Here is a 15,145-nt window from a genome sequence, read left to right as displayed (position 1 = left end):
TAGTTATGTTCTCATAATGAGGTAATTATAGAGGATACTGTTTAATAGAGGTAAAGTTTCGCCGTTTAATAAATTCAAATAGCTTAATGGCCATCACCTCGCTAATCATGGCTATTATTGCATAAGCAGAATAGAGGAATAGCCTATGTCAATTATACTTATTGAAAAGTTGGCAATTTATAAGTAAACGGAATAGATTATATTGAGACTGTGCATTAGCGCGTTATTCGCGTTAGTCTTAGTCCAGGAAATGTGTATTTTGGTTTGCTTTTGTATCTGTTTGATGTACTTTGGAATTTTTATATTACTTTTGTTTGAATATTGTTAATTAACTAGCTATCTGCATCCTATGAAACACATCGACCTTACGAGTAAATTGATTGAAATCCCCCCTATACCTATTTTGTAAACTTACGACAAAAACGGTTCTTTTTGACTAAATCTAAAGGCCGTAAGTAAACATATTATCTACTTATAAGTACTAACTATTGTTTTTAGAGAGGCTCTAAAAATATGAATTATCTTAAAAAAATCATAAATGAATATTTAGCCTGTCGTAGATCTTCTAGGTGGGTTGTTTTCAACACACACCCATAAATCTGACAACTTAAATCGGAATGATTTTTTAACTCACCTACTCAATTGTATAGCCTTTCCAAAATCAATCAGATGATAGATGTTTATATAAATGAACATATTTTCATGATAGACGAATTGTGTAGAGCGTAATTTTTTGACCTGTATAGCAAGTGGGCGTTTTTTTCTTTTAATCAGTTTAAACCAAATTTCTTTTCATATCACAACCTTATCAAGATTTTTACATGAGAACTGCAAAATCAAACATCAGGGTACTTTTTTACGGTCTATGCCTGGCAGCCGCCATGTACAACTGTAAGACAAAAGATGTCGATTCGTTGACGCCGTTTACGTACAAGTTCACCAACGACGTTAAACTGCCAGACATTACACCAACGGCCCCCGCAGCTGTATCTGCAACCGCTTCATCGGTGACACCCTCAACCGCTGCTGCTGCGCTGAGCGCTGGTTTAGCTAGTATGACGGCTACTGGACAACCATCAGCCGCCGTTACACAGGCAACAGCAGACGTGGCTAAAGCGGTTACACCTGAACAAACGACCGCAGTTACAGCTGCCTTTACCCCAACGGTTCTGAGCAACCTTACTACCAGCGGAACACTGCCAGCTGATTTGAAAGCACAAGTGGATGCGATAGCCGCCAACCCAGCGCTTCAAGCTTATTTGCCGAAATTTACATTCCCCTCTGTAAACGGAAAGACCGTTGGTGGACGGGTTGGGGTTACCCCAGTTGATGTCGTTAATACGGTGTCGGCAACCCAGGATGATGCCTGTGAGGCAGGAGCTACTGCCGCCTTTAATACAGCAATTCAGGGGCTGAATACGGCTAAAACAGCGCAAACCGCTACAGTAACGGCCCAGTATACAGCCGCTCAGGCGACTATTACAGCGGATGCCACTTCCTGCAAAAGCGGTATTCCTGCTACCTATTCAGGCTACAAAGCAGTTGCCCTACAACAACTGAATTCTGGCCTTGCTGATCTGGCGGCCATCCGATCTATAATTGGCGAGGCTGGTTACCAGCAGATTCTATTGTTGTATTATGTTGCCTATGCAAATGCGATAATCAACCTGAATGCGCTTCAATTGGCCGATTCGCAGGCGTGTGATGCTGTAGCGGCACAACGTCTGGCCAATGCTCAGGCAGCCAGAGATAAAGACATCAGCACCATCAACACGAACTATAACACGGCAGTGGCAACGGCTACAACAACTCGTAACCAGACAGCAGCTGCATGCCACAACCAGGGTGGTGGACGTAAAAGCGCTGATCAATAAATAAATTGAATGATCCTCAACTGTTTGATCAATATCATCTCACTAACACCATGAATAAGAAACACCTTTTCCTATCGGTTATAGCCCTGGCAGCTGGCTTATCGACACAATCGGTTAAAGCCCAGGTTAATTTGAAGAGTATCAGCATTGGAGCCAGCTACTGGAAACCCTCGCTCGACTATTGGAACGAACGGTCTTCACTAATAGCTTACAATGGCGGAGCGGGCGCCAAGTTTAGCGGCAGTGTTATGCCAACGCTGGGTCTTGAAGTAGGTCTTGTGAAGGGGCTGTCTGTTGGTGGCCGGGTTGGGTACTGGTCACAATCGGTATCAAGTGATTTAACATTTGGCGGTAATCGTAATGAAAAAATTACGCTTTCGGTTATCCCCCTTTCGCTCGATCTGAAGTATACGTTCCTGGAGCCTGCTGCTGTAAGCAAGGATGAAGCAGCGCCGAAAGAGCCCTTTGCATTGCCTTACATTGGTGTGAGCGTTGCCCGTTATTTTATCAACGATAAGTTTGTTCGTACGGTAGCGGCCGGAGGAACTGGTTCTGTGAATGAAACACAAGCTGGTAACAACTACGGTGTACAGGTATTTGTCGGCGCTGAGAAAAAATTAGTAAAGAAACTGTATCTGGCGCTTGATGTACGCTACCATTTAGGAAGCTACAATCAAATTGTACGGACCGAGACCGCGAGCACTACTGAGAAAGTAAGCTTGAATGGTCTGGAAGCTGGTCTTTCGCTACGCGTTAAATTTAAGTAATCAGCGCATCACAACTTCGTTCTAAACCGCCTTGTTAGGGTGAGAACGAAGTTGTGATGGACTGATATTGAATCCGAATCTGTGTAAGTAAAGGATAACGTATATACTAAACGTTCAAATATTCGATGCTACGGTGGACCGGTAAAAAGGTTTTTGGGCTAAGTATAATGCTATTTAGTCTTGGACAACCGATTCTTCTCCTAGCGCAGGTGAATGTTTCTGGAAAGCCAGGATTATTATATATTCCTACGGCAAGTATACGTGATGAAGGTAAGATGCACTTTGGAGTGACATATTGCCCAATCGATTATGCATTTCGTTTTAAGGGGAAAAATTCTGAAAATATTTATTTTATAAATCTTACTTTATTACCCAGACTAGATATAAATATTAATTTACTTAGGCCAAATGGTGAAATTCGTTTTGCTGATAGAGGTATTGGAGATCGCCAGTTTGATGTAAAGTATACAATATTGACTGAAAAGAAGAAACGCCCTGCACTAGCTTTAATCTTGTCAGCTCCTTTCGGTATTGATAATTCACTAATTACCAATGCATTGGTGGCTACTAAAACGATTCAGCTAACGAAGACGATTGATGCAGAGGTAACCGTTGGTACAGGAACGCCTTATCACATTGCCCGAGAGGATATCAAAAATGATGAAAACTCGGGAATTTTTTCAGGCTTTATGATTACTAATGATCCTAAACGCTATTTAACTGGGCCTTTTGGAGGTGTCAATATTCGAGTGAATAAGAAAGCAGGGTTTATGGCGGAATGGGATTCGCATCATTTGAATTTGGGGGCTTGGGGTATCTTGTTTAAACATTGGACAGTGCAAGGCGGAGTTCTGAATTTTGATCAGGTAACCTTAGGGACTTCATATGCATTTTCACTGTTCAAATTGCCTAAACGTGTGTCTGGACACATATAGAATAAAGAAATTTATTGTGCTTAAAACACTATCGATCATATTTCCATTTGCCCTTGTTCAACTGTGTTTTGGCCAGTCACCTATAAATCGTACCCTGAACAACTATGAAAATGTAACGATTGACAGTAACAACCATCAAGTCTATTACGAGCAGCGTTTGTACCGGAATCCAATGATCGGTATTCTGGAGTTGAAACAAGCATTGTCTACGAATCAGATAACCGATTTTGTTCCACTTTATCAGGGAGTACCTATTGCCCGGTACAAACTGGATTCACAACTAAAAGTAACAACATTATCGCGTCAAGAACGTGCCGATTTTGCTAAATCACAACTATTCAACGCCAAACGCTATAAGTTTGATTTTCGAATACAACCCGATTTTAAAGCCAATTTTGGCTATCGGGAACAAGTGGTACAGAGTAAGACAAATATACTTTTACAGAGTCAGTTGTACCTAAATCGAGGATTAGTATTAAACTGGGGCGTTTTGCTCCCGATTGTCAATGATCTGGATAATCAGTCACTAAATATTCGACCCGCGCCAATTTTTCTGAATCAATTTTTGGCGCTCGACCAAGCAAATTATTTAAGTCTATCAGCCGGTTTTTTTTATAATGATAGCTATGGATTCAATGGACAGTACCGTCATATGGATTTGACTAAAAATTGGTCGTTTGGTATTGAGGCAGGATTGACCGGTTTTTATTTTTTTCCAAATAATGGGTTATACTATCAACCTTTAGAGGAATTAATGCTTCTAGCTGATGTCGCTTATCGAATTCCATCTCGTGATATTACACTGAAGTTATCCGGTGGGCAATATTTATACGAGGATCGTGGAGTGCGGTTAGATTTTATACGTCAGTTTACCAATGTGGAGATCGGCTTTTTTGCCACTTTAACCGGAAACGGCTCGACAGGAGGGTTTAATTTCGCTGTGCCGATTCCACCAGGACGCATTGTACAAGGTCAGCGAGCACGTTTGCGGAGTACAGAGGAGTTTCGATATGAGTATAATTATACAAGGGGGTATCGAATTGCTGAACGTTATAGGGTGGGAAATCAACTGGATGCCCTGCTACGGCAGTATCACCAGAGTTATTTACAGAATCAAGTACGATTAGTTAATTGAAATTGAATTATGAATATTGGCTTATTGCAAACTAAAGCAGGATATTGGTTTATTGGATTGTGCCTTTGCCTGTCGAGTTGCATTTCCAGTAAAGAATTAGTCCTTTATCAGACCAACGCCTTGGGAAAAGATACCTTGGCACTGGCACCCCGATTCATTCAAACCATTAAAGCAGGCGATGTATTGTCGGTGCAAGTCAGTAGCTTAAGTCCAGAGGCATCCACATTTTTTAATCCCTATGCTGGTATCACGATGGCAGAACGGGCTGGGGCACCACAAATGGTAACGCCAACTACCCCTTTGCCTTATACCCCTGGTTATGTAGTGAGTGAAGATGGTAAGATTGAACTCCCTCTGATCGGTCAGCAGGCTGTTCAGGGGTTGACTAGTACGCAGGCTGCCGCTCTAATTCGGCAAAAATTACTTGATTATTTGAAGGAGCCTACCGTAAATGTCAGAAACCTTAATTTTCAGATTGCTGTATCAGGTGAAGTGGCTCGGCCATCACTTTTTTCGGTACCTAGTGGAGAAATTTCATTACCAGCTGCTTTAGGGTTGGCAGGGGATATTACAATATATGGCCGTCGTGATAATGTCCTGATTATCAGGGAAGAAAATGGCCAACGGACCTTCAATCGTGTTGACTTAACCAAGCGCGATGTATTTCAATCACCTTATTACTATCTCCACCCCAATGATGTTATTTATGTTGAACCGGGTAAGGCGCGTATTACGAATGCCGACCGGACTTACCAGCTGTTACCGATAGTTTTGAGTGCTCTATCCTTTATAGCCATTGTTGTTAGCCGTTTTTAAAGCAAATAAATATGAACACTAATCAATATATTCCGTATCAGGCCTACGAAATAGAAGCCCAGCCAAATTTGCGGGCGATGCTCATGCGTTATGTACGCAACTGGCCGTGGTTTGTGTTGTCTATAGGCTTGGCCGCAGCAGCGGCTTATATCTATTTGCTATACCAGCCACCTATTTATAATGTGAAGGCAAGCTTGCTTATCAAAGATGAGAAAAAAGGAATTTCAGGTGAAAGCCTAATGAAGGAAATGGATCTTTTCACACCGAGTAAGGTAGTGGAGAATGAAGAAGAGATACTTAAATCCTACACGCTAATAGATCGGGTTGTTACGAATCTTGGGTTGGATGTCCGATATTACCACCCTACCCAGACGTTTAATAAGGAGATTTATGCCGAATCGCCAATCCGATTGCTGATTGAAAAACCCACATCAGCGCTGTATGGCGAAAAGTTGAAATTTACTTTTTCAGATTCTAAAACGGTGAATTTGAATGGTAAAACCTATCCCGTGAATCAAAGCATTCAAACGCCTTATGGGCAACTTCGAATATTCCCACGTAAAGAACTAAATGGGAAACAGGAAGACCTTATTGCTATTGTGACTGATCATACTGAAGCTGTTGAAGACTATTTATCTGGGCTGAAAGTTGAACCAACTGCCAAACAATCAACTGTACTGGTGATGAGCTTAAACGAAGCTGTACCCGATAAGGGGGAAGCATTTCTGAATCAACTCATCAACGAATATAACAAAGAGGCAATTGTCGATAAAAACAAAGAAGCTAGCAATACCCTTACATTTATTGAGAATCGTTTGGCGCTGATTTCTGGAGAATTATCGACTGTAGAGAAAGAGGTAGAGCTTTACAAATCGACGCAGGGTATTACAGATTTAAGTGTACAGGCGCAGACATTCTTAACAAGTGTTAAAGAAAATGATACTCAGCTAAACGAGGTAAATATTCGCCTAGGTGCATTAACTGATATTGAAAACTATATAAAAAATCAGTCTGCTGAAAAGGGAGTTACACCCGCAACACTTGGGTTAAGCGATCCTATTCTGACGGGTTTATTGACCAAACTAGCGGAATTGGAACTAAAACGAGATGAAGCATCACGGATGATATCACCTAATAATCCATTGTTACAATCTCTTGATAGCCAGCTAAAATCAATAAGAGTTAGTATTACTGAAAACATACAGACAATTCGCCAACAGCTAACAACGAATAGAACCCAGTTGGTAGCAAATAATCGGCGTATGGAAAGCATGATTCGTACAGTACCTGGAAAAGAGAGAGCATTATTAAATATCACACGGCAACAGGCCATTAAAAATGGGCTTTATACCTATCTTTTGCAAAAGAGAGAAGAAACGGCTTTATCTGCTGCCTCGACAGTATCGGATAGTCGTACCGTCGATTCGGCCCGAACGGAAAGTAAGCCTGTGAAACCAGTAAAAATGACAATTTTTGCTCTATTTATAGCGATTGGTTTACTAATACCGGTTGGTTTTATCTCAGCTAAGGATGCTTTAAATAATCGAGTTTTACGTCGTTCTGATGTTGAAGATCTTACACAGGTGCCGATTATTGGTGAAGTTGTAAAAGGAAAGCAGATTGGGACAGATAACTTTGTGTTCAAACCCCGCATGCAGTCTGTTATAGGTGAGCAAATAAGGGCTTTGCGGACTAATTTACAATTTCTGCGTAGTGACCCTCAAAAAAGCCAGATCTTATTATTTACCTCCAGTATCAGTGGCGAAGGAAAGTCCTTTATTTCCCTAAATATGGGCGCTAGTCTGGCCTTAGTTGGGCGTACAACAGTTATTCTAGAGATGGATATGCGGAAGCCAAAGCTGCATAAAAGCTTGCATATGGAAAACCGGGCAGGCTTAAGCAATTACCTGATTGGGGACGCCACCATTGATGAATTGCTGCAACCCATTGCTGGCTATGATAATTACTTTATCATTACTTCAGGTCCAATACCGCCGAATCCGGCTGAATTATTGAGTTCTCCATTTTTGGCACAGCTTTTCGACGAGCTAAAAGCACGGTTTGACTATGTATTAGTCGATTCTCCTCCAGTTGGCTTGGTTACAGATTCTCAATTAATTGCACCTTTTGCTGATGCTACTATGTTTCTGGTGCGGCATGATCATACGCCAAAGAATTATATAAAAATGGTAGATACCTTATATAAAGAGCAGCGTTTCCAGAAATTGAGTATTATTTTAAATGGCGTTGGCGAAGGAGAATCCTACTATTATAACTATAGCTATGGTGATTACTATGGTGGAGAAACAAACAAGAAACGCAGACTAGATAGCGGTGCATAAACTTAATTAACCATCTATTTATTGTTTTTGATTCAACCTAATTAAACATATAGAATTAGGTTGAATCAAAAAATACACACTTTCAACCATAACTTTACTTATGCTTAGTCTTGACTCACACTACAAAACACTGTACGTGTACAGGGAGGAGACAAAGTCTCATCGAATTGATGCTACTTTCCATCAGTCTGGAAAACGAATTTTTGATATTTGCTTTTCATTGGTGGTTACCGTATTTGTTTTATCCTGGTTAATTCCAGTCATAGGTCTATTAATTGTCTTAGGGTCAAGAGGCCCCGTTTTATATATTCAAAAAAGAACAGGTTTGCGAGGTGCTTCATTTAATTGCTTGAAGTTCAGAACTATGACCTATAAACCAGAAAATGAATTTAGGCAGGCAACAAAAAATGATAATCGTGTAACACCATTAGGGCGTTTTTTGCGAAAAACAAACCTGGATGAAATGCCTCAATTTTTGAATGTACTGCTTGGAGAAATGAGTGTGGTAGGTCCACGACCTCATGCTTTACAGCACAGTGCTCAATTCTGGAATAGTATGCCTGAATATCGGAAGCGCTACCGAGTAAAACCTGGGATTACTGGATTGGCTCAAGTACGTGGTTGCCGAGGAGAAACAGAGATATTAATGAAAATGCAACATCGTGTAAGATATGATCGCTTTTATAATCGTAAGAAATCTGCAGGTCTAGATATTTGGATTTGTTGGCTAACAATCAAGGCAATGATTACTGGTAATAAAAATGCTTGGTAAGATACTTTATACAATTTAACTTTAATAATATGAGAGTACTAGTAACAGGAAGCGCAGGATTTATAGGATTTCATACCGTTAACAAACTGTTAGAAGAGGGCTTTGAAGTTATTGGGTTAGATAATATTAATGATTATTACTCACCTCAACTAAAATATGCTAGATTAAAAGAGGCTGGTATAGAAAAAGAGGAAATCAAATGGTATAATTTTGTGAAAAGCTATAAAAATTCTAATTATAGCTTTATACGTATGAATTTAGAAGATAAACAACAATTATTTAGCTTATTTCAAACTGAAAAATTTGATTATGTAATTAACCTGGCTGCCCAAGCGGGTGTTAGATATTCCATTGAGAACCCTGATGTATATATTCAATCAAATATTATCGGTTTTCATTATATCCTTGAAGCTTGTAGAAATTTCCCTGTAAAACACCTGATACATGCTTCATCATCATCAGTATATGGTGCTAATGCAAAGATTCCATTTTCTGAAGATGATAAAGTTGATACGCCAGTTAGTTTATATGCTGCAACAAAAAAAAGTAATGAGCTAATGGCTCATGCATATAGCCATCTTTACGATATACCAATCACATGTTTACGTTTTTTTACAGTCTACGGGCCATGGGGTAGGCCTGATATGGCACCTATGTTGTTTGCTAGGGCTATAATGGAGGATAAGGCAATTAAAGTATTCAATAATGGAGAGATGGAAAGAGATTTTACCTTTGTTGGAGATATTGTCAACGGAATAATAAAGACAACCTTAAAACCTTTAAAAAAAGAGATAAAATATAATGTATTAAATATTGGAAACGGATCCCCAGTTAATTTAATGGCATTTATAAAAGAATTGGAAAGATGCATGGGTAAAGAAGCAATTAAAAAATACATGCCGATGCAGGCTGGTGATGTACCTAAAACTTGGGCTAATGTTGATTCGTTAGTCTTTAAATTTGGTTATAAGCCAAATACAAAGATTGAAAAAGGTATTCAGGAATTTATTGAATGGTATAAAGAGTATTATTCTTTAGTTTTAATTAAATAAAATATTAAATGCAGCCTGAGAAGCTAATTTATATAACTTTAAAAGAAAAGTTCCAGCCATACTATGTAATAATCTCAAATTTTGGTTATTTATCAATATTACAAATTTTTAATTTAATTGTACCAATAATAACCTATCCTTATTTGATTAAGGTTTTAGGAGCTGAGATTTACGGCACAATTATCTATACTCAGACAGTAGTAGGCTATTTAGTTATAGTAATAAATTTTGGATTCAATACAATTGGTACAAAAGAAATAAGTGAACACAGAAATGATGTAGCTAAAACAACAGAAATATGTAGTAGTATTTTTATAATTAAAGGTGCTTTGTTTATAGCTTCTTGTTTAATATTATATATCTATATACTACAATCCAACCAACCAACAAATATTAGGATTTTATACTATTTAAACCTTTCACAATGTATGTATGAATTTTTGTTTCCGCTGTGGTATTTCCAAGGTGTTGAAAAAATGAAATATATTACAATTATAACACTTATAAATAGGATTATATTCTTGATATTAATTTTTATTTTGATAAGATCAAAAAATGACTTTTTATTATTTCCTGCAATTCTAGGTATAGGTTCTATTTTATCCTGTGTTATAGGATTAAAAATCGCAGGAAAAAACGGATTGAAATTTACCTGGCAACCTTTAGTTGTGTTAATAGCATATATAAGAAAAGCTTATGTAATTGCCATATCATATAGTATGAATATTTTTAGGGTTAATTTAAATGTGATGCTAATAAAACATTATTTTTCATATACAGAAGTAGCATATTTTGACTTAGCGATTAAAATAATGACAATTGGAACTACATTTTTGGATTTAATAAGCCAAAGTGTTTTTCCCAGAATGAGTCAAATAAAAGATATAAAATTTCTTAAAAAGATTATACTAATGTCGTTGATAGTTGCAGTATTAATGATGGTGATAGTACAATTGTTTGCACCGTATATAGTTGAAATATTGGGAGGAGGAGGAATGTATACTGCTATAAATTTTACTCGACTTCTTGCTATTAACCTTCCCATATACGTAGTAGGAGCATTGTTAGGTTCTAATTGTTTGATTGTACATGGATATAATAAATCCATTTTATACAGCATTATATATTCAAGTTTGTTCTTTCTGGGGTTTTTATACGTATCAATAAATATATTAGAATTTAAAAAAATAGATGTATTTATATATGCATATGTATTGTCATATCTATTTCAGGCTATGTATAGATATGTTATATGTAAGTCAAGGAATTTAATATAGCTATTTAAGATGCAGTAAAATAAATAAAGTTTAGTGAATATTTATTACATATATATTCACTATTAATAGTACTGTATAAATCAATTATCAACGCCGTAATTAGTATTTGGTCTTTTGGGACAATAAAGGTATATTTATGCAATCATTTTACGGTTGGTTTAAAATATTTAAAATAACAGAATATTAGTTTCCCTCATCCAGCGGGTATAGTAATAGGAAAGTGCGTTAAAAATGGAAAAATTGTATTATATATCAAAATGTAACAATCGGCACTAAAGAAACATTTGATTATATAAATGCACCTTATCCTAAAATTGGTGATAATGTGGTTATTTATGCAAATTCTGTAATTTTTGGCGACATTGCAATTGGAAGTAATTCAATAATTGGAGCTGGGTCAGTTGTGTTTATTAATGTGCTGCCTAATTCAATTGTTGTCGGGAACCCAGCTCGAATAATAAAGTAATATTCAGCATGACAGATAAATACGCTTAATATAAAGGAAATGTGTCACGAATGTAAACTGATATTTATGCGAACGCAAATCAACAGGGTTTAGTATTTAATTAAATACTAAACCCTGTTGATTTGGAGAACTTTGTTGAAAAAAAAGTAATATAAATATTGATTTAATAAAAGTGAAATTAGAAATTAACATAATGAAAATTTCCTTTCATTAAGAAACCTATTGTTAAATTAAAATTTATGCACTCGTTGAATAAAATATTGAAGGGCAAAATAATAATAATAAAAAGGTATTTTTCATTTATTATATATTATTTAGAAAGTTTAAAAAATATAAGGCATATCCTATTAATAAGGAAACAATTAATAAATTCATTCAGAAATTATAAAAATAATGAGGATTTATTGGGGATTGATGAAAAAACACTTAAAAGCTTTAAAAAAGGTTTTTTAAAATATATTTGGATTGAGCCTAGTAGGACAAATTTGGCAATAAATTTCCTGAAAAATGATATAGTACCGGCGAAAATAACATTTGATAGGACAAAAGTAGAGAGTAATGATGTTATAATATTATGTCTAGTTAAAGATGATATTGAAAGAATTAAGGTTTTTGTTAAACATCATAAAGATATAGGTGTAAAATATTTTGCATTTATAGATAATATGTCAACTGATGGCACATTTGAATTTTTGTGTGATCAGAAAGATGTTAATGTATATAAATGCAATTCACCTTACTCTACCCTAAATAGAGAAACTTGGATAAATAGAATTATTGCGCATTATGGTATAAATAGATGGTATTTGTGCTTAGACTCGGATGAGTTATTCAGTTATATAGGCATGGAAACTATTAAAATAAATAAACTAATTGAAAAAGTAAAAGAGCAAAAAATAAGCAGAGTAAGATCAATAATGATTGATATGTATTCTGCTAATGGTGTTTTTAAAAATCTTAATACATCATTAAATATAAAAGAAGTTTACAATTATTTTGATACAAATTCTTATAAATATATTAAAGGATTGAAGTATGAAGCTATAGTGGGAGGTCCAAGAAATCGGATGTTTAATTTAAATAATCCGGAGCAACAGATAACTATAGTTAAACATCCTCTTTTCTATTTTAGCAATGGGGATATACATGGTAACTCACATTTTTTATTCCCTTATGATAAAAATTACAACTTGCCATGTATAGGTATAATATTACATTATAAATTTTTAGAAAGTGATTTGGAGCGTTACGTAAAAAGAATTGCAGAAAAAAGCTATTATAACGGTAGTGCAGAATATGCTAATTATTTGTCTGTTTACAAACAAGATGAAAATTTAACGTTTATGTATAAAGGAAGCGTCTGTTTTGATAATTCTTTTTCGTTTAATAATATAAAAATAAATGGCGAGACGGGATTGTTTAATTTTTTAATGATTTAAAAGAAAATTAAATCATTAAAAAATTTCTTTAAAATAATATTTAATTAATAAGTACCAAACTGAATCATATTTCGTTGAATTGGCATCAATCATTAAATTAAGAAAGTTTGGTATAGTTTACTATAAAGAATATGAGCGTTATTGTTATATTTATTTTTTTTAGGCTTTTATTGTTTTTTATATTAATGGCTACTGGCTATTATATTACTACATATACAAAAAGCAATCCTAAATACTATTGGGCCCTTTCAAGCTTTGCTATTATAGCATATTCTTTGATTGAAGGATTACGGTATAATAGAGGTGTCGATTATATGCATTACAAAAAATTATTTGAACACTCACTTAATTTGAATGCGTATTGGGAAGAAGATACAGTAGAGCCACTCTTTCAATTTATAAATAAATCTTTAAATACAATTGGTTTTAGCTATCCAGTTGCGTTTATAATATATAGCTTTATTTTAATTTATGGATTGTTTTATTGGACTAAACAATATAGAAATTTTGCATTTTTGACAATTCCGATTTTTTTTCTATTTACAATTAGTCAATCTGAAAACCTTATAAGACAATTTATAGCTTTTTCATTTGTATTAATATCCTTAACTTTTTTTTTAAAGCACAAATGGTTTAAATTTGGTATAATCTTCTTGGCTTCAACATTAATTCATAGTTCTGTTATAGTTTATCTGCCATTTATATTTCTCTTTAGGTTTATAGACGGTGCTTTCGCAAATATATATGTAATTCTTACCTTGTATCTTTTATCTTGGTTATGGAAGCCAGAATATTGGGGTGAATACAATGAATATTTTAAATATTTGCAAATAACGGCAGGGACATATGATAGATATATAGATGATTCAGACAAGTGGTTATCTGGTGCTGAATTAATGCAAGCTAACTCTCTATTAGTATATATTCGACTTTTCTTTGTGAATTTGATTTTAATAGTAATGGGCTATAAAATCTTAAAATCTTATAAGCAATACAATATTAGTTTCTATTACAATTTATTCTTGGTAGGAGCGATATTACAGCATATTACAGATCAAATTGAATTGTTATATAGGATATCACTTTCATTTTATTTATTTGGATTTATTGTTCTTGCTTTTATTATATACGATGTATTTATTAAAAAATATTCTTCCAATAGATGGATAGAGAAATCTGTTGTTGCACTAGTGGCAGTTAATGTTTTGTATGATTATTTAATAGGTAGTTTACTTTCACTCCGCCCTGAACATGCGCTTTTCGTATGGGATATTCAATAGTAGTGTCTTTGAGAAATTAATAATGAAAACACAATTAAGTATAATCATCCCCGTATTTAATGTTGAGAAATATGTTTTTAAGTGTTTAGAATCAATTTTTTCTCAAAAAATATCATCAGAAGAATATGAAGTAATTATTGTTAACGATGGTACTCCAGATAATAGTATGAGTGTTGTGCATGAATTTGAGTTAAAGTATAATAATCTAAAAATTATAAATCAAAAAAATCAAGGGTTGAGTATTAGTCGAAACAATGGTATATTAAACGCTAAAGGTAAATATATTTGGTTTATAGATAGTGATGACTATATAAAAGAGGATTGTTTAAAGGAGATTATAAAATTAATTGAAGACGAGAGATACGAAGTATTGTCAACTTCACTACTATGGGTGCAAGATGATAAAGTGTTTAAGAATGATGTAGTTGGGGAAACCGAAATAACTTGCTATGGAAAGGACTATTTTTTCAGTGAGAGACCTTATGCTCCTTCTCAAAGATTTATAATTAAAAAGTCTTTTATAAATGAAACTGGACTTTTTTTTACTCCAGGCATCTATCACGAAGATATTGATTTTGGAATTAGACTTCTGCTTTTAGCAAATAATATTTATATTACTAATAAGTCGTATTACTATTATGTTCAGCGCCAAGGCTCAATCATGTCTTCTTGGAAAATCAAAAACTCAAATGATACTCTGTATATTTATGAGAAAATGCTTGACATTGGAACCCAATCATTGAATTCGAAAGAAGAAAAGCTTTTATTTGAATCAAAACTTTTAGCAGTATTAAATTTTTCTATTTTAGTTGCGAAAAATTTTTGGCATTCTCAAGAATTTATTGAATTCTATAAAAGTAATAAGAATATTATTAGGGCTAAAGCCTTTTCAACCTTTTGTAAGCCCGTTCCATTGAAATATAAGGTGAAATCTTTTTTAATGTTTCTTTCCCCTAAATATTACGTTTCGTTAAAAAAAACTATTTAATA

Annotated in this window: 13 protein-coding genes; all 13 read left to right on the top strand. The window is 34.9% G+C overall.

Translation table 11 applies throughout. From position 1 onward, the window contains the following. The first annotated feature begins 821 nt into the window (after window positions 1-821). The 13 genes from ACYVGR_RS04190 to ACYVGR_RS04130 all read left to right on the top strand — a co-directional run bounded on the left by ACYVGR_RS04190 (window position 822) and on the right by ACYVGR_RS04130 (window position 15,143). Window positions 822-1,874 (top strand): hypothetical protein, encoded by a 1,053-nt coding sequence (locus tag ACYVGR_RS04190; RefSeq protein WP_460954026.1) that lies wholly within the window; start codon window positions 822-824, stop codon window positions 1,872-1,874. Between the two features lie 50 nt (window positions 1,875-1,924). Beyond that, a complete protein-coding gene (locus ACYVGR_RS04185; RefSeq protein ID WP_460954025.1) occupies window positions 1,925-2,641 on the top strand; it encodes a hypothetical protein in 717 nt (238 codons plus the stop codon). A 125-nt stretch (window positions 2,642-2,766) separates the two neighbouring features. Beyond that, entirely contained in the window at window positions 2,767-3,576 is an 810-nt protein-coding gene (locus tag ACYVGR_RS04180) for a YjbH domain-containing protein (RefSeq protein ID WP_460954024.1), read from the top strand. Window positions 3,577-3,592: 16 nt separating this feature from the next. Then, entirely contained in the window at window positions 3,593-4,711 is a 1,119-nt protein-coding gene (locus ACYVGR_RS04175; protein ID WP_460954023.1) for a YjbH domain-containing protein, read from the top strand. 9 nt (window positions 4,712-4,720) lie between these two features. Continuing rightward, window positions 4,721-5,527 (top strand): polysaccharide biosynthesis/export family protein, encoded by an 807-nt coding sequence (locus ACYVGR_RS04170; protein ID WP_460954022.1) that lies wholly within the window; start codon window positions 4,721-4,723, stop codon window positions 5,525-5,527. An 11-nt stretch (window positions 5,528-5,538) separates the two neighbouring features. Beyond that, window positions 5,539-7,869, top strand: coding sequence for a GumC family protein (locus ACYVGR_RS04165; protein ID WP_460954021.1), 2,331 nt, complete (start codon window positions 5,539-5,541; stop codon window positions 7,867-7,869). Window positions 7,870-7,969: 100 nt separating this feature from the next. Continuing rightward, on the top strand, window positions 7,970-8,641 hold the full coding sequence (locus ACYVGR_RS04160; RefSeq protein WP_460954020.1) for a sugar transferase: 672 nt from the start codon (window positions 7,970-7,972) through the stop codon (window positions 8,639-8,641). Between the two features lie 29 nt (window positions 8,642-8,670). After that, window positions 8,671-9,693, top strand: a complete 1,023-nt coding sequence (locus ACYVGR_RS04155) for an NAD-dependent epimerase/dehydratase family protein (RefSeq protein ID WP_460954019.1) — start codon at window positions 8,671-8,673, stop codon at window positions 9,691-9,693. A gap of 8 nt (window positions 9,694-9,701) precedes the next feature. Further along, the gene (locus ACYVGR_RS04150) at window positions 9,702-10,970 is read left to right on the top strand and encodes an oligosaccharide flippase family protein (protein ID WP_460954018.1); all 1,269 of its coding nucleotides are present in this window, start codon (window positions 9,702-9,704) and stop codon (window positions 10,968-10,970) included. Between the two features lie 244 nt (window positions 10,971-11,214). Next, window positions 11,215-11,436, top strand: a complete 222-nt coding sequence (locus ACYVGR_RS04145; RefSeq protein WP_460954215.1) for a serine O-acetyltransferase — start codon at window positions 11,215-11,217, stop codon at window positions 11,434-11,436. Between the two features lie 248 nt (window positions 11,437-11,684). Beyond that, entirely contained in the window at window positions 11,685-12,875 is a 1,191-nt protein-coding gene (locus ACYVGR_RS04140) for a glycosyltransferase family 2 protein (RefSeq protein ID WP_460954017.1), read from the top strand. A gap of 131 nt (window positions 12,876-13,006) precedes the next feature. Next, window positions 13,007-14,155 (top strand): EpsG family protein, encoded by a 1,149-nt coding sequence (locus tag ACYVGR_RS04135; protein ID WP_460954016.1) that lies wholly within the window; start codon window positions 13,007-13,009, stop codon window positions 14,153-14,155. 22 nt (window positions 14,156-14,177) lie between these two features. Continuing rightward, window positions 14,178-15,143, top strand: coding sequence for a glycosyltransferase (locus tag ACYVGR_RS04130; RefSeq protein ID WP_460954015.1), 966 nt, complete (start codon window positions 14,178-14,180; stop codon window positions 15,141-15,143). The last annotated feature ends 2 nt before the right edge of the window (window positions 15,144-15,145 follow it).

Source organism: Spirosoma litoris (genome assembly GCF_054776755.1).
This window is presented reverse-complemented; position numbering and strand designations above follow the sequence as displayed.

Coding starts and splice junctions, on each gene's coding strand:
- ACYVGR_RS04170 (WP_460954022.1), top strand. CDS start 4,721: ATGAATATTGGCTTATTGCAAACTAAAGCAGGATATTGGTTTATTGGA.
- ACYVGR_RS04165 (WP_460954021.1), top strand. CDS start 5,539: ATGAACACTAATCAATATATTCCGTATCAGGCCTACGAAATAGAAGCC.
- ACYVGR_RS04185 (WP_460954025.1), top strand. CDS start 1,925: ATGAATAAGAAACACCTTTTCCTATCGGTTATAGCCCTGGCAGCTGGC.
- ACYVGR_RS04130 (WP_460954015.1), top strand. CDS start 14,178: ATGAAAACACAATTAAGTATAATCATCCCCGTATTTAATGTTGAGAAA.
- ACYVGR_RS04180 (WP_460954024.1), top strand. CDS start 2,767: ATGCTACGGTGGACCGGTAAAAAGGTTTTTGGGCTAAGTATAATGCTA.
- ACYVGR_RS04190 (WP_460954026.1), top strand. CDS start 822: ATGAGAACTGCAAAATCAAACATCAGGGTACTTTTTTACGGTCTATGC.
- ACYVGR_RS04155 (WP_460954019.1), top strand. CDS start 8,671: ATGAGAGTACTAGTAACAGGAAGCGCAGGATTTATAGGATTTCATACC.
- ACYVGR_RS04160 (WP_460954020.1), top strand. CDS start 7,970: ATGCTTAGTCTTGACTCACACTACAAAACACTGTACGTGTACAGGGAG.
- ACYVGR_RS04135 (WP_460954016.1), top strand. CDS start 13,007: ATGAGCGTTATTGTTATATTTATTTTTTTTAGGCTTTTATTGTTTTTT.
- ACYVGR_RS04150 (WP_460954018.1), top strand. CDS start 9,702: ATGCAGCCTGAGAAGCTAATTTATATAACTTTAAAAGAAAAGTTCCAG.